The organism is Nocardioides kongjuensis, assembly GCF_013409625.1.
Taxonomy (GTDB): domain Bacteria; phylum Actinomycetota; class Actinomycetes; order Propionibacteriales; family Nocardioidaceae; genus Nocardioides; species Nocardioides kongjuensis.
Genome location: NZ_JACCBF010000001.1, coordinates 2,296,505 through 2,317,418, shown reverse-complemented (window position 1 = coordinate 2,317,418; position 20,914 = coordinate 2,296,505). Strand labels below are relative to the sequence as shown.

General features: G+C 71.6%; 19 protein-coding genes. 15 read left to right on the top strand and 4 right to left on the bottom strand.

The window, feature by feature from the left end:
* Position 1: 1 nt before the first annotated feature.
* Both BJ958_RS11095 and BJ958_RS11090 read right to left on the bottom strand, forming a co-directional pair.
* Positions 2–1,069, bottom strand: a complete 1,068-nt coding sequence (locus BJ958_RS11095) for an alpha/beta hydrolase (protein WP_179726890.1) — start codon at positions 1,067–1,069, stop codon at positions 2–4.
* The gene (locus BJ958_RS11090) at positions 1,066–2,592 is read right to left on the bottom strand and encodes a flavin-containing monooxygenase (RefSeq protein WP_179726889.1); all 1,527 of its coding nucleotides are present in this window, start codon (positions 2,590–2,592) and stop codon (positions 1,066–1,068) included. Before BJ958_RS11090 ends, BJ958_RS11095 begins: the two co-directional genes overlap by 4 nt.
* Positions 2,593–2,817: 225 nt before the next feature.
* Between BJ958_RS11090 and BJ958_RS11085 the strand changes: the two genes are divergently transcribed.
* Genes BJ958_RS11085 through BJ958_RS11055 form a run of 7 tightly spaced genes read left to right on the top strand, consistent with a single transcriptional unit; the run spans position 2,818 to position 10,535 of the window.
* Positions 2,818–3,471, top strand: a complete 654-nt coding sequence (locus BJ958_RS11085) for a hypothetical protein (RefSeq protein ID WP_179726888.1) — start codon at positions 2,818–2,820, stop codon at positions 3,469–3,471.
* Positions 3,464–4,816 carry a glutamine synthetase family protein gene (locus tag BJ958_RS11080; protein ID WP_179726887.1) on the top strand — a complete coding sequence of 451 codons (1,353 nt, stop codon included), beginning with the start codon at positions 3,464–3,466 and terminating at the stop codon, positions 4,814–4,816. Before BJ958_RS11085 ends, BJ958_RS11080 begins: the two co-directional genes overlap by 8 nt.
* A complete protein-coding gene (locus BJ958_RS11075; protein WP_179726886.1) occupies positions 4,816–5,577 on the top strand; it encodes a gamma-glutamyl-gamma-aminobutyrate hydrolase family protein in 762 nt (253 codons plus the stop codon). The genes BJ958_RS11080 and BJ958_RS11075 overlap by 1 nt, the downstream gene beginning before the upstream one ends.
* Positions 5,574–7,193 carry a class I adenylate-forming enzyme family protein gene (locus BJ958_RS11070; RefSeq protein WP_218865702.1) on the top strand — a complete coding sequence of 540 codons (1,620 nt, stop codon included), beginning with the start codon at positions 5,574–5,576 and terminating at the stop codon, positions 7,191–7,193. Before BJ958_RS11075 ends, BJ958_RS11070 begins: the two co-directional genes overlap by 4 nt.
* A 5-nt stretch (positions 7,194–7,198) precedes the next feature.
* Entirely contained in the window at positions 7,199–7,972 is a 774-nt protein-coding gene (locus BJ958_RS11065; RefSeq protein ID WP_218865700.1) for an enoyl-CoA hydratase/isomerase family protein, read from the top strand.
* Entirely contained in the window at positions 7,969–9,081 is a 1,113-nt protein-coding gene (locus BJ958_RS11060) for a Zn-dependent alcohol dehydrogenase (protein WP_179726885.1), read from the top strand. Before BJ958_RS11065 ends, BJ958_RS11060 begins: the two co-directional genes overlap by 4 nt.
* Positions 9,078–10,535: an aldehyde dehydrogenase family protein gene (locus BJ958_RS11055; protein WP_179726884.1), complete on the top strand. Its 1,458-nt coding sequence runs from the start codon at positions 9,078–9,080 to the stop codon at positions 10,533–10,535. Before BJ958_RS11060 ends, BJ958_RS11055 begins: the two co-directional genes overlap by 4 nt.
* A 30-nt stretch (positions 10,536–10,565) precedes the next feature.
* On the opposite strand, the gene BJ958_RS11050 is transcribed toward BJ958_RS11055, so the two are convergent.
* Positions 10,566–11,195, bottom strand: a complete 630-nt coding sequence (locus tag BJ958_RS11050) for a TetR/AcrR family transcriptional regulator (RefSeq protein ID WP_179726883.1) — start codon at positions 11,193–11,195, stop codon at positions 10,566–10,568.
* Positions 11,196–11,387: 192 nt separating this feature from the next.
* Between BJ958_RS11050 and BJ958_RS11045 the strand changes: the two genes are divergently transcribed.
* The 3 genes from BJ958_RS11045 to BJ958_RS11035 are packed head-to-tail and all read left to right on the top strand — an operon-like array spanning position 11,388 to position 14,992.
* Positions 11,388–12,857, top strand: coding sequence for an MFS transporter (locus tag BJ958_RS11045; protein ID WP_179726882.1), 1,470 nt, complete (start codon positions 11,388–11,390; stop codon positions 12,855–12,857).
* A gap of 48 nt (positions 12,858–12,905) precedes the next feature.
* Positions 12,906–13,664: a hypothetical protein gene (locus BJ958_RS11040; protein ID WP_218865698.1), complete on the top strand. Its 759-nt coding sequence runs from the start codon at positions 12,906–12,908 to the stop codon at positions 13,662–13,664.
* On the top strand, positions 13,661–14,992 hold the full coding sequence (locus BJ958_RS11035) for an NAD(P)/FAD-dependent oxidoreductase (RefSeq protein ID WP_179726881.1): 1,332 nt from the start codon (positions 13,661–13,663) through the stop codon (positions 14,990–14,992). Before BJ958_RS11040 ends, BJ958_RS11035 begins: the two co-directional genes overlap by 4 nt.
* Before the next feature lie 17 nt (positions 14,993–15,009).
* On the opposite strand, the gene BJ958_RS11030 is transcribed toward BJ958_RS11035, so the two are convergent.
* Positions 15,010–16,527, bottom strand: coding sequence for an APC family permease (locus tag BJ958_RS11030; protein WP_179726880.1), 1,518 nt, complete (start codon positions 16,525–16,527; stop codon positions 15,010–15,012).
* Between the two features lie 164 nt (positions 16,528–16,691).
* Here BJ958_RS11030 and BJ958_RS11025 point away from each other — a divergent pair, with 164 nt between their 5' ends.
* From BJ958_RS11025 to BJ958_RS11005, 5 genes are all read left to right on the top strand, one after another.
* Positions 16,692–17,432 carry a GntR family transcriptional regulator gene (locus BJ958_RS11025; RefSeq protein ID WP_179726879.1) on the top strand — a complete coding sequence of 247 codons (741 nt, stop codon included), beginning with the start codon at positions 16,692–16,694 and terminating at the stop codon, positions 17,430–17,432.
* The gene (locus BJ958_RS11020) at positions 17,429–18,181 is read left to right on the top strand and encodes a cache domain-containing protein (RefSeq protein ID WP_179726878.1); all 753 of its coding nucleotides are present in this window, start codon (positions 17,429–17,431) and stop codon (positions 18,179–18,181) included. The genes BJ958_RS11025 and BJ958_RS11020 overlap by 4 nt, the downstream gene beginning before the upstream one ends.
* A 76-nt stretch (positions 18,182–18,257) precedes the next feature.
* Positions 18,258–19,460, top strand: coding sequence for a cytochrome P450 (locus tag BJ958_RS11015; protein WP_179726877.1), 1,203 nt, complete (start codon positions 18,258–18,260; stop codon positions 19,458–19,460).
* 30 nt (positions 19,461–19,490) lie between these two features.
* Positions 19,491–19,679: a ferredoxin gene (locus BJ958_RS11010; protein ID WP_179726876.1), complete on the top strand. Its 189-nt coding sequence runs from the start codon at positions 19,491–19,493 to the stop codon at positions 19,677–19,679.
* A 7-nt stretch (positions 19,680–19,686) separates the two neighbouring features.
* The gene (locus BJ958_RS11005; RefSeq protein WP_179726875.1) at positions 19,687–20,910 is read left to right on the top strand and encodes an NAD(P)/FAD-dependent oxidoreductase; all 1,224 of its coding nucleotides are present in this window, start codon (positions 19,687–19,689) and stop codon (positions 20,908–20,910) included.
* Positions 20,911–20,914 lie beyond the last annotated feature (4 nt).

The window sequence follows — 20,914 nt, the reverse complement described above, 5'->3', positions numbered from 1 at the left end:
CTCAGCTCGCCTTCCTGGTCGGGGTGGTGTGGGCGGCGCGGTCCAGCACCGTGGAGACCGAGGCGACGAGCCGTTCGGTCGCCTCCCGGCAGCTCGGGCTGATCGCGGTGTAGGACAGGTAGCCGTGCACCAGGCCCGCCTCCCGGTCCACCTGGGTGGGTACGCCGGCCTCGAGCAGGGCCGTCGCGTACGCCAGGCCGTCGTCGTGGAGGGGGTCGAAGCCGGCGAGGTTGACGATCGCGGGCGGTAGCCCGTCCAGCGAGGCCGCCCGGTAGGGAGAGACGCGCGGGTCGGCGACGTCGGTGCCGTCGGGCAGGTAGTTGTCGACGAACCACGCGACCTGCTTGGCCGAGAGGGCGGGGGAGCCGGCGAACTCGTCCTGCGAGGGCCGGTGCTCGACGAGGTCGGTCACCGGCTGGATGAGCACCTGGAGCATCGGCCGCACTGCTTCGTCGCGCACCTGCTGGCACAGGACGGCGGCGATGTTGCCGCCCGCGCTCTCGCCGGCGACGACGATCCGGTGCGGGTCGGCCCCCCATCCGGCGGCGTGCTCGACGACGTGGTGCCAGGCGAGGAGGGCGTCGTCCTGGGCGGCGGGGAAGGGGTGCTCCGGCGCGAGGCGGTACTCGACGGAGACGACGTCCGCGCCGGTGCCGTGCGCGAGCATCCGCGCCGGGGCCGTGTAGCTCGCCCGGCTGCCGATGACGAAGCCGCCGCCGTGGAAGAACAGGACGAGACCCCGGTCGGGCGTGCCGTTGCTGTAGCGGGTGGCCAGGAGGCCGTCGCCGATCTCGATCTCCTCCTCGACGGCGCACGCGGGGATGCGCGACGCGAAGAGGGCCAGGTCGCGCTCGGTGGTCGCACGAGCCTCGGCCGGCGGCAGGTCACTGTAGTCCGGGCCGCTCTCGGTGAGCTTCATCAGCAGCGCGACGTCGGGCGCCATGGTGTCGCCGGCCGTGTTGGTCGCGGGCCGGGCGAGCATCCGCTGCAGGCTCGCCGGCAGCCGGCTGAGAAGGACGAGCAGTCCGCGCTGGAGGCGCTGCGCCGCCGTGAAGGTCTGCGCGCTCATGACGCCGCCTCCACGCTGGTCAGCTGCGGAGCGGCGGCGACGGCGCGCTGCGAGAACTTGATGTCCTCGTGGATCAGGCGTCCCCGGAAGAGCCGGTTGTCCCTGACGAAGGTGGTGTGCATCTGCCACGGCAGGCTGGTGCCCTGGCGGGGGAGGACCGCCTGGCCGCGCTGCATGTAGCCGGCCGAGAGGTCGAAGAGGGCCTGCGTCGGCATGCCCTCGGGCGCGGTGGGAACCGCCGTGTCGTAGCCGTTGTCGTCCATCTCGCGGATCACCTCGGCGACGAGGCGTGTCACGTTGCGGATGCGCAGGGTCCAGGTCGCCTTGGTGAAGCCGAGCATCATCCCCCAGTTGGGCACGCCGGAGATCAGGGCGCCCCGGTAGAGCACCGAGTCCGTCATCCTGACCGGTGTGCCGTCCACCGTCGGCTCGATGCCGCCCAGCATCTGCATCACGAGGCCGGTCGCGGTGACGATGACGTCGGCCTCGAGCGTCCGGCCCGACTTCAGCCGGATGCCCTCCGGTGTGAACCGCTCGATCTGGTCGGTGACGACGTCGGCGTTCCCGTCGCGGATGGCGGCGAAGAAGTCACCGTCGGGAGTGGCGCACAGGCGCTGGTCCCAGGGGCTGTACGGCGGCGCGAAGTGGGTGTCCACGTCGAACCCGGCCGGCAGCTCCTTGGCGGTCATGCGGCGCAGCAGCCTGCGTCCGAGGTTCGGGAACCGGCACATCACGGTCACGGTGAAGTGGTCGCGCCAGATGTTCTTGAACCGGGTCAGCGCGTACCCGCGCTCGACGCCGAAGATCCTCACGAGCGCCTGGGCGACCTTGTCCACCCGCGGGATCGACGCGACGTAGCTCGGGGTGCGCTGGAGCATCGTGACGTGGGCTGCCGCGCCCTCACCCGTCACCATCGCGGGCAGCATCGTCACGGCGGTGGCGCCGCTGCCGATGATGACCACGCGCTTGCCGCTGTGGTCGTAGTCCTCCGGCCAGTGCTGCGGGTGCAGGATGTCACCACGGAAGTCGTCCCGGCCCTCGAAGTGGGGCTCGTAGCCCTCGTCGTACCGGTAGTAGCCGGTGCTGCTGAAGACGAACCCGGCCTTGATGAGCTTGGGGGTCTCGTTGCCGGCCTCGTCGGCCACGGTGACGTGCAGCGTCCACCGCGCCTCCTCGCTGGACCAGTCGGCGGCGGTGACCCGGTGGCGCAGCCGCAGGATCTCGTCCAGCCCGAACTCGGTGAGGGTCTCGCCCATGTAGTCACGGATCAGCCCGCCCGCGGCGATCGCGTCCTCGTGGAGCCAGGGCTTGAACGCGTAGCCGTAGTGGTGCACCGCGTCGTCGGATCGGACCCCGGGATAGCGGAACAGGTCCCAGGTGCCGCCGATCGCGTCGCGCCCCTCGAGCAGCAGGACCGACTTGTCGGGGAAGTCGTCGGTCAGGTACTTCGCGGCACCGATGCCGGAGAGCCCGGCGCCGATGACGACGATGTCGACGGTCTCGGTGTCGTTGCTGTGCTTCATGTCCGCTTCCTTCTTGGTCGCCGTACTTAGTCATTTGATTGAGCCGGATGACTAAGTGTGTGTCCCGGGTCACGGTCCGTCAAGGGCTCGCGGTGAATCCGTGATCCGTCCCGACTCGTTCGGGCGGGGCTGTTGACAACGTGACCTGGAGCACGCACCATCTTGGTCAATCAATCGAGTCATATGACTAACTATGGCTGCTGGGACTCCCGAGAGGACGAAGAGATGTCCGCACCCACGACCGTCGCCCCGCCGCCCGTGCGGCAGGAGCTGGTCCACGTCGCGATCGAGGACGACGCCGCGCCGCTGGTCCGCCAGCTCGGCCGCACCCTGCGCGAGGCCGTCCTGGCCGGTCACCCGCTCGACGAGCTGAGCCGCAGCGGTGGCACCGTCGCAGTCCGGTCGCACGACACGCCGCAGGCGGCGACCATCACCCTCGGTGCGACGATCGAGGTGAGTGGCGGGGTCCTCGCGGAGCCCGATGCGACCGTCGTCGTCGACCTGCACGACCGCTTCGCGGCGACCGAGGAGCCAACCGGTGACGCCGTGCTGGCGGCCGGAGTGCTGCGTGCGCTGCGTCGGCCGCTCCCGCACTGGAGGGAGGCGGCGGCCCGTTTCTGGCAGGAGACCCGCGCGATCCCGGGCATTCCCGACGTCCTGGTCGTCCACGTCACGGGCCCTGACGGTCCGGAGGAGGGTCGGTTCGGCGAGGGCGCCACCGCCTACGAGGTGACCGGGCCCGCCGACCTGCTCGCCGGTGTCTTCACCGGGGCCGACGACTTCCTCGCCGCGCTCGGTGCCGGCCTGCAGGTCAAGGGCACCTTGTCCCAGCTGTCCGTCATGACCGCCGCCTCCTGGAAGGTCCGCTTCGATGTCTGAGACCAGCACCGCCACCAGCACCCGCAAGGCCGTCCGCCTCGAGGCGACCAACCACGAGGGCAGCCTGCTCGGCAAGAACGTCTCGCCCGCCAAGTTCGAGGCCGGCAAGGACAGCGGCTTCGCGTTCGCCGACATCCTGTTCGCGATCGACCTCAGCAACGAGATCGTCCTCGGCGACGCCTTCCCCGACTGGCGGGGCAACCTCTACGACATCGCGATGGTCCCCGACCTGTCGACGCTCGTGGAGTGGAAGCCCGGCCTGGACTCGGTGATCGGCGACTACTGGCTCAAGGACGGCAGCCCCGTCCCGATCTGCCCGCGCAACCTGGTCAAGCGACTCGTGGCCCGGCTCACCGAGCACGGCTACACCGCCACCGTCGCGGTCGAGATCGAGGCGACGCTCTTCGAGGAGTCGGTCCAGGAGGCCCGAGGCAAGGGCTACCGGGACCTGACCCCGCTGGGCGGCAGCACCGGCGCGACGTACCACCTGGCCCGCTCCAGCGACTGGGTCGACTACATGGAGGCCGTCGTCGCGCGGCTCGACCAGGTCGGGATCCCCTGGGAGGCCTGGACCGACGAAGCGGCCCCCGGGCAGACCGAGCTCAACCTGGCCCCGACCGACCCGGTCCGGCTGGCCGACGGCTGGGCGCGGACCCGTCAGGTGATGCGTGAGGTCGCCTTCGAGCAGGGGCACACGGTCTCGTTCATGGCCAAGCCCACCGCGGGATTCGGCCAGGGCGCGCACATCAACATCTCGTTGCAGCGCGACGGCGTGAACGAGTACTTCGCCGAGGACGGCCCCTCCGAGCTGATGCGGCACTCTGTCGGCGGGCTGCTCGCCACGATGGCGGGGGCGACGTCGGTCGTGATGCCGCAGATCACGTCGTACCGACGCCTCGTCGACCTCACGGGACCGCCGACCACCGTCAGCTGGGGCGTCAACAACAAGACGGCGGCGGTGCGGGCGATCACCGGGCACCCGAAGTACTCGCGGCTCGAGTACCGGCTGCCCGGTTCCGACGTGAATCCCTACCTGGCCCTCGCGGCGGTGCTGGCCGGTGTGCTGGCCGGCGTCGAGGGACGGATCGAACCGCCCGCCGAGGTCACCGACATGGCCTGGTGCCTGCCCGAGGACTGCGGTGTGGAACGGATCCCCGACACCATGTCGAAGGCCGGCGCCGCGCTCGCCGCGGACCCGCTGCTGCGCACCTACCTCGGCGACGAGTTCGTCGACTTCTGGGTCGCCTCGCGCCGCTGGGAGTGGATGGAGTTCCACACCAAGGGCGGCGACCCGAACGCCTCGCTCTCCGAGTGGGAGTCCACGCGCTACTTCGAGCTCCCGTGATGCGGCCGCTGATCGGCATCACCGGCCGTCGCTTCCGGCTGTCCCTGCTCCGGGGCGCCGACGAGAGGTACGGCGACCGGTGCGTCGACACCTCCATGTCCGACTTCTCGACGCGGGTCGCCGAGGCGGGCGGGCTTCCCGTCCAGCTGTCCTACGAGACCGAACCGGCCGCCGTGTGCGAGTGGCTCTCGGCTGTCGTGATCACCGGCGGGCAGGACCTGCACCCGGCTTGCTGGGGCGGCGACACCTCCGTGGTGCGCGGCATCGACCCCCGCACCGACCCGATGGTCCACGACCCCGAGCGCGACGCCTACGAGATCGCCGTGGTGCGGGCCGCGCTCGACCGCGGCATCCCGGTCCTGGGCGTGTGTCGCGGCATGCAGGTGCTCAACGTCGCCCTCGGCGGCACGCTGGTCGCCGACCTGCCGGCCAGCGCCGTGTGCCACCTGTCGCCCGAGACCGCACCCACCGACGGCAACGTCGACCACGTCGTCGCCTTCGCAGCCGGCTCCGTCGCCGCCGGGCTGTACGGCGAGGACACGATCACCAACTCCTGGCACCACCAGGCCGTCGACCGCTGCGGCGTCGGGGTCGTCGTCACCGGCCGCGCCAGCGACGGCGTCGCCGAGGCGATCGAGGTGCCCGGCCGTCCGGTCCTCGGCGTGCAGTGGCACCCCGAGTGGATGAAGAGCGCCGATCCGGCGCTGTCGTGGGTCGTCGACGAGGCGGCCCGACTGCTCGACGAGGGGAGCACCCGATGACCCACGTCCCCCAGGTACGACGGCGCCCCGTCGTCGCCGGCGACCGGATGGCCGAGGACCCGGCCGTCCCGACCCTGACCGGGCTGCTCGCACAGCGCGCACTCGACGCGGGGGACCGCGAGTTCCTGCGCTTCGGGGAGTGGTCGTGGACCTTCGCCGAGATCGACGCCTGGACGTCGCGGCTGGCGCACCGGCTGATCGAGGTCGACGGCGTCCGGCCGGGCGACCGGGTCGCCCTGATGCTGCCCAACGTCGTGCACTGGCCGGTGTCCTGGCTCGCGGCGCTCAAGGCGGGCGCGGTCGTCGTACCGGTCAACAGCGGCTACCAGCGGGCCGACCTCGCGTTCGTGCTCGGCGACTCCGGCGCCCGGGTCGTGGTCACCGACGCCGAGCACGCGCACCTGGTCGCCGAGGTCGTCGCGAGCGAGGACGGCCTCGGTGACGTCCGCGTCCTCGACCTCGCCGACGACGGCTCCGAGGGCTTCCCGTGCTCCGCGCCGCCGACGACGGCGAGCCACGCCGGCACCCTGGCGAACCTGCAGTACACCTCGGGCACCACCGGGTTCCCCAAGGCCTGCATGCTGACCCACGGCTACTGGACCCGGCTCGGCTGGATCTGCGCGGCCGTGACCGGTCTCGGCGGCGACGACGTGCTGTTGACCTCGCAGCCGTTCTCCTACATGGACCCGCAGTGGAACACCGCCGTCGCGCTGACCGTCGGCGCGCCGCTGGTGGTCCTGCCGCGCTTCTCCGCCTCGACGTTCATGGCCGACGTACGACGGCACCGGGCCACCTTCTTCTACGTGCTGGGCTCGATGCCGACCCTGCTGGCCAAGCAGCTCCCCACCGCGGCGGACCGTGACAACGACCTGCGCATGGTGCTCTGCTCCGGCATCCCGGTCGCCCTCCACGCCGAGCTCGAGGAGCGCTGGGGAGCGCCGTGGCGCGAGGTCTACGGGATGACCGAGTCGGGCATCGACCTGTTCAGCCCGTTCGCCGACACCGGCTCGGTCGGCAGTGGCAGCCTGGGCGGCCCGGTCCCGACCAAGCAGGTCCGTGTCGTCGACCCGGCGGACCCGACCCGGGCCGAGGTCGCCGCCGGTCGACCGGGCGAGCTCGTGATCTCGGGTCGGCCGATGATGAAGGGCTACTGGAACCGGCCCGATGCCACCGACCAGACGCTGCGGGACGGCTGGCTGCACACCGGCGACCTGGTCGTACGCCGTCCCGACGGCGGTGTCCAGCTCGTCGGCCGGATCAAGGACATGGTCCGCCGTGGCGGCGAGAACGTCGCCTGCGTCGAGGTCGAGGCCGCCCTGGAGCGCGACGAGCGCGTGGTCGCCTCCGCCGTCGTCGCCGAGCCCGACGAGGTGCTGGGCGAGGAGGTCAAGGCGTTCCTCCAGCTGGCGGCGGGCGTCCCGGCGGACCGGGCGACCGCGGAGGACATCGTGGCGCGCGCCGGCGCCGAGCTCGCCCGCTTCAAGGTGCCCCGCTACGTCGAGTTCGTCGCCGACTTCCCCCGCACACCGTCCGAGCGGGTCTCCAAGCCCGCCCTGAAGGCCCGCGCCGCCGAGGCGCCGGGCACCACCCACGACCTCTCCCCGCGAAGGAGCTGATCGCCTTGACCACGACCACCACCCTGGACGGGTACGTCGACGTGGACGTCGTCCGCGACGTCGCCGTCCTCACCCTCAACCGCCCCGACCGGCTCAACGCCCTCGACGTCGCCACCCGGCTGCGGCTGGCCGCACTGATCCGCGAGCACGGCACCGGCGAGACCGTGCGCGGCATCGTGCTCACCGGCGCGGGGCGAGCGTTCTCGGCGGGGGAGGACCTCACCCAGACGCCCACCACCGAGGCCGAGGTGCATGCGGCGTTCGAGAGCTTCCACGACATCACCCGCGCGATCCTGCAGACCCGGGTGCCGGTCGTGGCTGCCGTCAACGGGCTGGCCGTCGGTGGCGCCTCGGAGATCACGTTGTGCTGCGACGCCCGGATCGGTTCGCCTGCCGCCGAGTACTTCCAGCCGGAGAACGGTCGCGGCCTCACCATCTCCAACGCCACGAGCCTGCTGCTGCGCCGGCTCGTCGGCAACCACGCCACCTGCATGGTCCTCGGCTCGCCACGGGTCCCCGCCGAGGAGGCGCTGCGGATCGGTCTCCTCGACGAGGTCGTCGCGACCGACGTACTGCTCGACCATGCCATCGCGACGGTCCACGCCTGGACCCCCGAGGGCAACACGACCGCTCTCCACCTCGCGCTGCTGCGCCCGCTGCTCGCCGAGGTCGAGGCCGCGTTCGAGCGCGAGGACACCGCCGCCCACGAGGCGTGGACGAGCGGACTGCTCACCGCCGGCGTCGCCGGCTTCTGGAAGACGAGGGAGACCACCGCATGATCACCACCCGAGCCGCCGTCCTGAACGAGATCGGCGCACCGCTGGAGCTCACCGACATCCGGGTCGACGACCCGGAGCCGCACGAGGTGCGGGTCGCGGTGACGCACGTCGGGCTGTGTCACAGCGACCTGCACTACATGACCGGGACCGTGCCCACCGAGCTGCCGGTCGTGGTCGGGCACGAGGTCGCCGGTGTCGTCGAGTCGGTCGGCACGGCCGTGACCACGTTGCGACCCGGCGATCGCGTCACGGGGGCACTCACCCCGTCGTGCGGCCGCTGCGTCAACTGCGAGGTCGGACACTCGACGCAGTGCACGCGCCTCGACGAGGTCCGCCTGCGGCAGCGGCCCGCCTTCGAGACCGTCGACGGCCGGCCGATCGAGCGCCTCGCTGCCATCGGCGCCTTCTCCCAGCACATCCTGCTGCGCGAGACCGCGCTGGTGCGGCTGCCCGACGACGTACCGCTGCACGTCGGCTGCCTCCTGTCGTGCTGCATCGTCACCGGCGTCGGTGCGGTCTTCCGCGGCGCGCAGGTACGCCCCGGCAGCACCGTCGCCGTCATCGGCTGCGGTGGCGTCGGGTCGGCCATCGTCCAGGGCGCGCGGCTCGCCGGCGCCTCGGCCGTCGTGGCGATCGACCTCGACGACGACCGGCTCAAGGCGGCTCGCACCTACGGCGCCACCCACACCATCAACGGTGGGGACGGTGACCCCGTCGCCGAGCTGCAGCGGCTCCTCGGCGACGGCGTCGACTACGCCTTCGAGGCCGTCGGCTCCGCCCGCACCGCCGAGACGGCACTGGCCCTGGTGCGGGCGACCGGGACCGCCTGCCTCGTCGGGATCGCCCCCATGGGCACCGAGCTCACGGTGCCCGCACTCGACTTCTTCTTCCAGGAGAAGCGGCTGATCGGCTCCTACATGGGCTCGGGCCAGGCCCGCGAGGACATCACCCAGTTCGCCCGGCTCTACCAGCAGGGCCGCCTGCTGCTCGACGAGATGGTCACCCGGGTCGTGCCGTTCGCCGAGATCAACGAGGGCTTCGAGCAGATGAAGTCCGGTGACGTGACCCGCATCGTCGTCGACCTGCGGGCCGGAGAGGAGCTCCGATGAGCAACGTGGCCACCGTCGCGCAGCCGGTCAACTACATCGCCGACCACTGGAGCGAGTGCAGGACCCTCGACAGCTGGAACGTCGACCCCAACACGCGCGAACCCCTCCACCGCAGCGTCACGACCGACGCCGACGAGGTCGAGCGCGCACTCCGGCACGCGGAGGCGTCCTACGACGTCGGCCGGTGGGACGACGAGGCGCGTCACGAACGGGCCGCCGTGCTCGACCGGGTGGCGGACAACCTCGAGGCCCGCATCGAGGACATCGCCCGCACCGACGCACTGACCAGCGGTACGCCGATCGGCGCCACCCGCAAGGTCGCGGCCTTCCTGCCGTACCGGATCCGCTCGGCGGCCCAGGACCTGCGTGACATCCCGCGCGTCACCGCGCTCGAGGCCGGAGGGCGCGACGTCAGGCTGCACAAGGTGCCGTGGGGCCCGGCCGCGATCCTCACCCCGTGGAACGGTCCGAGCTTCATCCCCGCCGCCAAGGTCGTCAGCGCCATCGCGGCCGGCTGCCCGGTCGTCCTCAAGCCGTCGGAGCACGCCCCGGCCAGCGCCCAGGTCGTCGTCGACTGCTTCGTCCAGGCGGGACTCCCGTCCGGTGCGCTGCAGCTGGTGCACGGCGCAGGCGAGGTCGGCGCGCAGGTGACGGGCGACCCGCGGATCAAGATCGTCTCGTTCACCGGCGGACCGGGCGCCGGCCGGGCCATCGCCCGCGCGGCCGTCGAGGACTTCAAGGTCCTCCAGCTCGAGCTCGGCGGCAACAACCCGGTGATCGTCCTCGACGACGCCGACCTCGACGTCACCGCCGACGGCATCCTCGACGGGATGACCAAGCTCAACGGCCAGTGGTGCGAGGGACCGGGCAAGGTCCTGGCACCCCACCACCTGGTCGGGCCGTTGCGAGAGGCGCTCACCGAGCGGATCGCCACGCTGGTCGTCGGCCACTCCCTCGACGACGACGCCCAGGTCGGCCCGATCTCCAACGGAGCGCACTTCCACACGCTGCAGTCCCGGATCGAGGGTCTGCGCGACCTCGGCGCCGAGATCGACCAGCCTGCCGCACTGCCCGACCTGGGCGGCTGGTTCCTCTCGCCGACACTCGCCTCGGGCGCGGACCCCTCGGCCGCGACCGCCGAGCTGTTCGGCCCGTTGGTCTCGCTGCACGCCGTCGACTCCGCCGAGCAGGCGCTGCGGATCGCCAACGCCCATCCCTCGGGCCTCGACGCCTACGTGTTCGGCACCGACACCGACCGCGCGATCGAGGTCGGCTCCCGCATCGTCGCGGGGGAGGTGCGGGTCAACGGCGCCAAGGTCGCCGACCTCGGCGACGACTCCGCCCAGAGCTTCTGGGGGCCCGCCGGCGTCGGTGGCCACGGCCCGGCCGAGTCGGTCCGGGTCTTCTGCGGCGACCGGGTGGTCGGCGTCGACTCGCCCGACCTGCCGATGTGAGACCAGGCGCGGCGCGCGGTCAGGGGCCGGTCAGGCCCGGGCCGCGCGCTTGCGTCGCGCCGGCTTGGTGGCGGCGAGCCGGCCCGACAGCCACGTGTCGAGGACCGAGCAGTTGATCTCCATCTGCGCGCGCGCCACGTCGGCGTCGCCGTAGGTCAGCCAGTTGACGCCGAAGCCGTCGGCGAGGGTGGCGAGGACGTAGGCGATCTCGTCGATGAGCTCCGGCGTGACGGGGTCGGCGGCGGCCGCCTCCTGCAGCGCCTTGCGCACCGTGTCGAACGCCTGGTCGTAGACCGCGATGCCGCGGTCGCCGTGCTGGCGCCGGGCCCAGCTGACCAGCTCGAAGGTCGTGGCGGTGAAGCTCGGCGACTCCAGGTAGCACTGCATGACACCCCGCAGGATCTGCTCCGCCGCGTCGGGGAGGTCGGTGTGCGGGTCGCTGCCCTCGATGACCTCGCGGTACTTGCCCGTCACGAACTCGTAGACGTCCGCGAACAGGTCCTCCTTCGAGTCGTAGCAGTAGTGCAGCATCGCGACGTTGGCCTTGGCCTGCTCGGCGATCCGGCGCGTGGTCGCGCCGTCGATGCCGTGGGAGGCGATCACCTCGACGGCGGCATCGATGAAGTCGCGTCGTCGCTGGGCGACCGGGATCCGTGCCATCAGGTCCTCCGGGGTGCCGGGGCGCCCGCCTTCAGTTGGGCGCTTGATTTAGTCAAAGCGAGCATATCAGCACGCCCTCGCCACTCCAGCGGCGAAAACTTGGTCAAACATCTTGGTCATACATCTTGATCGTCTGACTAACTTCGGCCTAGCGTATGAGCCGGATCACACCGCACCGATCGGAGACCAGTCATGACACAGATCGAGCACCCGGGCGGACTCGCCCGCACATCGACGGCAGGAGCCGTTCGCGGAAGGGGCGCCCTCGTCGGCATCGGGGCGCTGCTGGTCGTCCTGACCAACGCCATCATCTTCATCCTCCCGCCGCTGCTGCCGGTCATCCAGGCGCAGTACGGCCTCGCCACGGTCGCGGAGACGACCTGGCTCTACACCGTCCTCACCCTCGGCGGCGGCGCGGGATTCATCCTGCTGCCCCGGCTGGCGGACCTGCACGGGGACCGGAACGCGAACGTCGCGGCTGCCGTCTTCCTCACCGCCGGCGCCCTCGTGCCGGCGATCGGCGACTCCTACCCGACCCTCCTCGTCGGCTGCGCCCTGATGGGCTTCGGCGGGGCGGCCCAGGTGCTCCCGCTGGGGTTCCTGCGCCGCGGCCTGGGGGAGAGCGGCATCGCCATCGCGGTCGCGGTCCTGGTCATCGGCACGGGCGTCGGCATCGTCGCCGGGATGATCGGCGGCGGGCTGATCGTGCAGAGCCTGTCGCTGCAGAGCTTCTTCGTGGTGCTCACCGCAATCGGGGTGGTGACCACGGTCGCGTCGTACCTCCTGATCCCGCACGCCCCGCCGGCCGAGCGCAACGGGCGCATCGGCGTCGTCGGCACCGTGTGGATGATCGCGTGGGTCGCGGCCGTCCTGCTGACCATGACCCAGGGCCTCGTGTGGGGCAACGCGGCGCTGATCCCGCTCGTGCTCGGCGTCGTCGGCGGCATCGCGTGGTTCCGGGTCGAGCGACGCTCCTCGTCGGCCGTCTTCGACGTCGCGCTGATGAAGGCCCCGCTCGTCACCGCCTCGTGCATCTGCATCGCGCTCTTCGCGGCCGTGAACTCGGCGTTCCTGCTGCTCGTCAGCACCTACGCGCAGATCATCCCCGAGGCGCTGCGCCCGATCGACTCCTACGGCCTGGGCCTCAGCGCGCTCGAGACCGGCTGGCTGATGCTGCCCTTCGCGCTGACCTTCGTCGTCGGCGGCGTCATCGCCGACCGCCCCGTCAACAACGGCCGGGTGGTGCCGGTCTTCGTCAGCGGCGCGATCATCAGTGCCGCAGGGCTCACGTGGCTCGCCCTCGCCCACGACCAGAAGTGGCACTACCTCGTCGGCGCCGCGGTCATCGGTCTCGGCTGCAGCATCGGGTACGCGGCCGGCTTCACGCTGGTGCAGCTGGCCGTGCCCGAGGAGAAGGCAGGGATGGCGACCGGGGTCGCCGGCACCTTCCTCGCGGTCGGCTTCGCGTTCGGCACCGCCCTGGTCAGCGCCGACCTCAGTGCCTCCCTCGTCCCCGTGCCCGGCACCACTCTCGAGGTCGCCGCGCAGGGCCTGTACGGCGTCGGCTACTGGCTCTCCGGAGCACTCGCCCTCGCGGTGGTGCTCACCGTCTCCGTCTCCAGCGCCCGCACCCGCCGGCGCACCCGCCGGGTCGCGGCCTGACCGGGCCGCGACCACCCGACCCATCCGACTCACCCGAAGGAAACCGAAATGAAGGAAGAGATCTACGGCCTGACCTTCCTGGTCGCCGACCTGGTCATGATCGTGGCCGGCTACTGGGCGGGCTGGCGCTTCATCAAGCACTACCGCAACTACCTGATCGGCATCGAGTGGTTCATCGTGGCGACCTCCGGGCTGAACTTCCTGGTCTGGGCGCTGCGCTTCACCGACGATCCCGAGGCGGGCATGGCGAGCCCCCAGTACGCCGTCGCCTTCTTCTTCGACGCCTTCTCGCGGTCGATCGGCATCACGCTGCTGCTGGTGGTCGGGCTGATGGCCGTGACGCACCGCTACAAGGCGAGCCTGGCGGTCGAGGTGGGCATCTTCGTCCTGGCGATCGGCTGCGGGCTCTACCTGTCGCAGCCGAAGTACCGCGAGCACGTGGACGCCAACGGTGAGTTCGTGCTGCACCAGGGGCCGGCCACCTTCTTCCTGGTGGGGAACCTGTTGACGCTGCTCTTCCTGGTCTACTTGGCCAAGCGGCTGCGGGACATCGGAGCGACCCGGACGGCGGTCGCGACCCTCGCGGTCAGCCTCGCGGCGACGGTCGTCGCGCTGACCTACGACTTCTTCCCGCTGCCCGACTCGGTCGACCCGATCGAGGACCGCCCGCTCTTCTACACGTTCGCGCTGACCGTCTGGGGCCTGCAGCTGCTCACGTACTACTTCGGCTACCGCGCCCTGCACGACCACGACGTGGCGCGCGGTGCCGCGCCGGCCCACGAGCGCAGCAGGGCGGTCCGGGCATGAACACCGACCACGTCGAGTACACCTCCTTCACCGGCTGGGTGGATCCGCCCACCGACCCACGGCCCGCGCTGGACGAGGACATCGACTGCCGGGTGGCCGTGATCGGCGGCGGCATCAACGGGATGTCGACCGCGCTGCGGCTCACGGAGCGCGGTCAGGACGTCGTCCTGCTCGAGGCCGAGTTCTGCGGCCACGGGTCCAGCTCGCGCAACGCCGGTCAGCTGGCCGGCGCTCCGGGCGGAGACCTGCAGCTGCTGAACCTGCTGTCCCGCAAGAAGATGCCCGGCATGATGCGGCTCGCCGAGCACGCCGCCCACCACGTCGAGGACTTCATCGCGAAGCACGACATCGACTGCGAGTACGAGCCGACCGGCAACGCGTTCGCCGCGGTGTCGCGCGGGCAGATGGGCCGGGTGCGCCGGGTCGCGAGGATCGTCACCCGCGCCGGTGGTCACGTCGAGGTCGGGACGGCTGCGGAGCTCGGGATCCCGCGTGGCTTCGTCGGAGGCATGCGCGAGGTCATCGGCGGACGGATGAACCCGGGCAGGTTCAGCCTCGGCATGCGCCGGGTCCTGCTCGACTCCGCCGCCCGGGTCTTCGAGCAGACGAAGGTCACCGACGTGGTCCGCGACGGCGAGCAGGTCGTCGTCACGACCCCGCACGGCCGGGTCCGTGCCGACCATGTCGTGCTGGCCACCAACGCGTTCGCCGGCGAGTGGGACATCACCCCGCGGAACCTGTCGGTGCCGATCTACGTGGTCGAGGTCGAGACCGAGCCGATCGACCCCGTGCGGATCGCCGCCCTCGGGTGGACCAGCGGGATGGGCCTGGTCACCCAGCACGCGATCATGGAGAACTACCGGCTCACCCCGCGCAACACCATCGTGTTCGGGGTGCGCCGGCTCGAGCGCGGCACGTCGTACCCGCTGCCGGAGAAGGTGCCGGACCGAGCCCTGGTCGAGGAGCTGGCCGGCGCCTTCGCCCTCCGGTTCCCCTCGCTCGCCGACGTGGCGCTCGACCGGGCCTGGGGCGGGTGGATCGCGATCACCTCGTCGTGGCTGCCGGTCGCGGGCCGGGTCGGCGACAACGTCCACTACTCGATCGCGTGCAACGGCCACGGCCTGGCGCAGGCGCCGTACGTCGGGACGCTCGTCGCCGACGCGATCGTCGACGACGAGCTGCCCGAGGACCTGCGGACCCTGTGGCACGACGAGCCGCGGTTCCCACGGCCGATCATGATGGGCCGTGCCGGGCTCCGGACGATCTGGGCCGTCGACAGGTTCAACGACCGGGTCAACGGGAGCCGGCGCAGGGCGCGACGGGGCTGAGCGCGGGGGCGGCCGTGCTACCGGCCGGCCGTCCCCTTCTTCGGGATGGCGTCGTCGTAGGGCGCGGTGCTGCGGTCGTGGAGGGGGTGGACGGCCATGTAGACGAGGCCGACGGCGATCACGACGACCCCGGAGAGTGCCACGATCCAGTTGTCGTACCACGAGACGTCGGGCGTGCGCGGCCAGGCCATGTTGACCATCGCGACGATGCCGTAGACCAGGGCGGCGACGTTGACGGGCAGGCCCCACCGTCCCAGGGTGTACTTGCCGCTCGGCACCCAGCCCTTGAGCCGGGCGCGCAACGCCGCGAGGACGACCATCTGGAAGCCGATGTAGATGCCCAGCGCGGCGAAGCTGATGATCTTGGTGATGGCGTCGGTGGAGACCTTGGAGCCGACCACGATCAGCGCGGGGACGACCGCCGCGACGACGAGGGCGTACGGCGGCACGTGGCGCGTCGGCGAGAACCTCTTGAGCAGCGAGCTGCCCATGATCATGCCGTCGCGGCCGTAGGAGTAGGCGAGCCGGCTGGCGGCCGCTTGCAGGCTCATGGCGCAGGAGAGGAAGGACAGCAGGACCACGAGCAGCACGACGCGGGCGCCGGTGGTGCCGAACGCGTCGTTGAGCAGGGTGCTCACCGGGTCGGTGTCCTCGCCCGCGATCACCGCACCGATGTCGGTGACCGAGAGCACGAGTGCCAGGCACACGAAGGTGGCCGCTGCTCCGCCGATGTAGATGGTGCGACGCATCGCCTTGGGGATGAGGCGGCCGGGGTCGGGGACCTCCTCGGCCACGTCGCCGCAGGCCTCGAAGCCGTAGTACTGGTAGACGCCGATCAGGGCGGCCGCCGCGAAGGCCGGCAGGTAGCTGCCGCCGTCGCCGGCCCCGAAGGAGTCGAAGAGCGCGCCGAGGCCGTGCTCGCGGTGGGCGATGAGCAGCCAGCCGCCGACGACCAGGGCGCCGATGATCTCCGCGGTGAAGCCGATGAGGGCGGCCATCGCGAGCACCTTGGTGCCCATGAAGTTGATGGCGGTGGCGAGCGCGAGCAGCACGAGGGCGCACACGATGACGTTGTCGACGGTGGCCTCGAAGCCGAACGCCGCGGCGATGTAGGGGCCGGCGCCGTAGACGACCGAGGCGATGGTGACGAGCAGGGCGATCAGGTAGACCCAACCCGTCATCCAGGCATACCTCCTGCCCCACAGCCGCCGCGCCCAGGGATAGACGCCACCGGCGACGGGGTACTGGGCCACGACCTCGCTGAAGACGAGGGCGACCATCAGCTGGCCGAGGCCGACGATCACGAAGCTCCAGATCATCGGTGGCCCCCCGGTCGCGAGGGCGTAGGCGAAGAGGGTGTAGACGCCGACGACCGGCGAGAGGTAGGTGAAGCCGAGCGAGAAGTTCGCCCAGGGGCTCATGTCGCGCTTGAACTCCGACTCGTAGCCCAGCGCGTGCAGGTGGGCCGCGTCGTCGTGGTCGTGGAACTGGTAGAAACCGTCGGCCTCGCCGACGGGACTGGTCGAGCTCGTCATCCGCATTCCCGTTCGTGTGGCCGGGTGTGACCCGGGTAACAGTTGCGCGAAAACCTACGATTTTGTTGGATTAACGTCAAGGGGTACGCCGGATCGATCCGCGCACCATCGCCTGCACCTAACATGAGCGCCGTCGGGCCGAGCGTCGAGAAGGAGGTGTGCCGGTGTCCGGGTTGACCCCCTTGATCTCGCCGAGTGCTGTCGGCGGTCGCGCCGACGAGGTCGTGCAGCGCATCAGCGAGGCGATCCACCTCGGCCTGCTCGGAGACGGCGAGCGGCTCCCGTCGGAGGTGGAGCTCGCGGCGCAGTTCGGCGTCGCCCCGATGACGATGCGCGACGCGCTGGCGGCGCTGCGTGCCGAGGGCCTGGTCGAGACCAAGCGCGGCCGCAGTGGCGGGTCGTTCGTGCGCCGGCCGTCGTCGCCGCCCGTGGGGCCGGTGCGCCAGCGCCTGGTCGCCATGACGATCTCCGGGCTGCGGGACCTCGTCGACGAGCACCAGGGTGTGGCTGGGCAGGCCGCCCGCCTGGCGGCCGAACGCGCGTCGGCGTCCAACGCCCGGCGCCTGTTCGCGCTCACCGAGCAGCTCGGCAGCGCCATGACGCCCGGCGACCGGGTCCGCGCCGACTGCCGCTTCCACATCGAGGTGGCGGTCGCGTCGCAGTCCTCGCGCCTCACGCGCCGCGAGGTCGGCCTGCAGGCCGAGGTGTCGGGGATGCTGTGGCTCCTGCCCGAGGCCGGCGTGGACGTGACCGCGCACGTGGAGGAGCACCACGCGATCGCCGCCGCGGTGCTCGCCGAGGACGGCGCCGAGGCGCGGCGCCTCGCGGAGCAGCACGTCGCCGGCGTGCTCCGGCTGCTGACCGCGGCCCACCTGCGGCTCATCGACGAAGGAACCGAGGCATGAGCGAGACCACTGCCGCTGAGGAGGCGCCGCGGGTCGCCGCCGCACTCTGCGCCATCCTGCTGCCCGTCTACGAGCGCATCGAGCGCGTCGCGGCCACGGTCGCGGCGACGCCGGCGCCCCCCGGCGAGTGGACCGAGTCCGACCTCGCCCCGGTGCAGGAGCGCATCGTGGCCTCGATCGTCGAGGACGACGCCCTGGTCGGCATGGGCTTCGTCCCGGCGCCTCTGGTGATCGCGGGCCAGGAGCGCGCGATGATGTGGTGGCAGCGCAACGACGGGCGCACCACGCGCCTGCGGCTCAACTTCGACCGCTCCAGCATCGACGTCTACGACTACGTCGAGATGGAGTGGTTCCAGCAGCCCGCGGCGGGGCGCGCCCGGGTCGCCATGGGGCCCTACGTCGACTACTCCGGCTCGGAGCTCTACATCGTGACCACCGCGGTCCCCGTGCTGGTGGACGGTCGCTTCGTGGGCGTCACCGGCGCCGACCTGCTCTTCGGCGAGCTCGAGCGGCGCCTGGTCGACGTGCTGCGCAAGGAGCCGTTCGAGGCTGTGATCGTCAATGCCGAGCGCCGGGTGATCGCGGCCAACAGCCCGCGCTGGGTCCTGGGCACCCGGCTCGCCGCGGCGCCCGAGGTGGGGCGTGCCGAGGGCGGGATCGTCTACGCCGCCGTGGAGCCCCTGCTGCCGGGCATGGGCTGGGTCCTCGGTCTCGTGGTTGCGGAGGAGGGCGCGAAGAACGTGGGCTGAAGGGCTTGACAGATAAACCTCCAGTTTTAGAGTGTTTGACCTCACACGTTGACCACTCTGCTTCGGAGGTTGCCCCATGCAGGCCACCAGCCCGGTCGTCGCGCCCGTCCTCGACGTCGCCGACCCCGCCTTCTCGATCACCTCCCCGCAGGTGCACGCCGCCCGCGAGGCCAGCTGGTACGCGACCACGCCGTACGGCATCGCCGTGCTCCGCTACGACGAGATGAGCCGCCTCATCAAGCACCCCAGGCTGCGCCAGGGCAGCGTGGCGTGGCCGGCGCACAACGGCGTCGTCGACGGGCCCTTCGCGCAGTGGTGGGCCAGCTGGATCCTCAACAAGGAGGGCGCCGAGCACCACCGGCTGCGCCGCCTGATGAACCCGGCCTTCTCGCCCAAGCTGATCGGCGCTCTGGTGCCGCGCTTCCAGGCGCTCGCCACCGAGCTGATCGACGGCTTCGCGGCGAGGGACCGGTGCGAGTTCGTCAGCGAGTTCGCCGAGCCCTACGCCGCGCGCGTCATCGCGATCATGCTCGGCCTGCCCGAGGAGGAGTGGCCCGTGATCGCCCGCGAGTCGGTGACCATCGGGCTCGCGATGGGCGTGACCCTCAAGGAGGACCTCCCGCAGATCGAGGCGGCGCTCGAGCGGCTCTACGCCTACTCCGACGAGCTCATCGCGGACCGTCGCGCCCACCCCCGTGACGACTTCGTGACGGCCCTCGTCAACGCCTCGCGCGAGGAGGACGGCCGGCTCAGCGACACCGAGCTGCGTGACGCCATGGTGCTGCTGATCTTCGGCGGCTTCGACACCACGCGCAACCAGCTCGGCCTCGCGATGCAGACATTCAGCCGCCACCTCGACCAGTGGCGCCTGCTCGCCGAGCGCCCCGACCTCGGCCGGGCCGCGGTCGAGGAGGTCATGCGGGTGAACCCGACGGTGCGCTGGGTGACCCGCGAGGTGCTCGAGGACTTCGAGTTCGAGGGCGTCCAGCTCACGACCGGGACCACGGTCCACCTCTACAGCGAGTCCGCCGGCACCGACCCGCGCGTGTTCGCGGAGGGCTTCGACATCACCGCGGAGCGCAAGCCCCACTTCGGCTTCGGCGGCGGAGCCCACCACTGCCTGGGGCACTTCGTGGCCCGATCGGACATGAGCGAGGCCCTCCCGCTGCTCGCCCGCCGGATGCGCGACATCCGGTTGCTGCCCGGCGACGCGTGGCTCCCCGACTCCGGCAACACCGGCCCGACGAGCCTGCCCATCGGGTTCACGCCCGGTTCCTGACCCCACCCAACGACCACCCGAGGAGTCACCATGAAGGTCACCGTCGACATGACGATGTGCCAGGACCACGGCCAGTGCGCGATCGCCGCGCCCGAGGTCTTCCGGATCAACGAGGAGGGCCACCTCGAGTACGACGGCACGCCGAGCGACGAGCTGCTCGAGTACGTCGAGGAGGCGGCGGACGTGTGCCCCGTCCAGGCCATCCTGATCGCGGACTGAGCCGACCATGAGCACCCCGCGCGTCGTCGTGGTCGGCGGCTCGCTCGGTGGCCTGCGCGCCGCCGAGCAGCTGCGCGTCGCCGGCCACACCGGCTCGATCACGGTCCTGGGCGCCGAGCCGCACCTGCCCTACAACCGCCCGCCGCTGTCGAAGGAGGTGCTCGCGTCGGGCGACCACCTACCGCCGGCCGAGCTGGCCGAGCGCCTCGCGTTCCGGCGCCGGGCGAGCACGGCGGACGTCGACTTCAGGCTCGGCGACCCGGTCGTCGCCTCCGACCTGCGCGCAGGCGTCGTGTGGACCGGATCCGGTGCCGCGACGCCCTACGAAGGGTTGGTCGTCGCGACCGGGCTGCGACCCCGCCGTCTCGACGTCCCCGGCCCCACGGCGGGCCGGCACGTCCTGCGCACGGTCGAGGACAGCCACGCGCTCCGCGCCGACCTCGGACGCCGGCCCGGGCAGCGCGTGGTCGTGGTGGGCGCGGGATTCATCGGCTGCGAGTCAGCGGCCACCCTGCGCACGCTCGGCCACGACGTGACGGTCGTCGAACCCGTCGGGACGCCGATGGAGCGGGTGATCGGCGCCGTGGCGTCGACCGCGATCCAGCGGCACCTGGAGGCCGCCGGCATCCGCTTCGTCCTCGGCACCGGGATCACCGGCTACCTCGGCGGGGAGCGGGTCGAGGGCGTCGTCCTCGGCTCGGGCCGCGTGCTGCCGGCCGACGTCGTCGTCGAGGCGGTCGGCTCGCTGTGCAACACCGAGTGGCTGGCCGAGAACGGCCTGGACCTCGCCGACGGCGTGCTGACGGACAACCGGATGCGGGTGGTCGGAGCCGAGCGGGTCGTCGCCGTGGGCGACGTCGCCCGCTTCCCCAACCCGGTCTTCGACGACGTGCCACGCCGGGTCGAGCACTGGTCGATCCCGACCGACACGGCCAGGGTCGCCGCCGCCACCCTGGTCGCCGACCTCGCCGGCCGGCCGGTCACCGATGAGTTCCGTCCAGTCCCGTCGTTCTGGAGCGACCAGCTCGGCCTGCGCCTGCAGAGCCTGGGCTCACCGGCGCTGGCCGACGAGGTCGTCGTCGCCGAGGGCGACCCCGAGCGGCTCCTCGACGGCCTCCTCGTCACCTACCACCGCGAGGGCCGTCCTGTCGGCACCCTCGCCGTCAACCTCGGCCCGGCTCGCCAGCGCGAGCTGCGCGAGCAGTTCTCCCACCCCGTCCCGGCCGCCTGAGCGA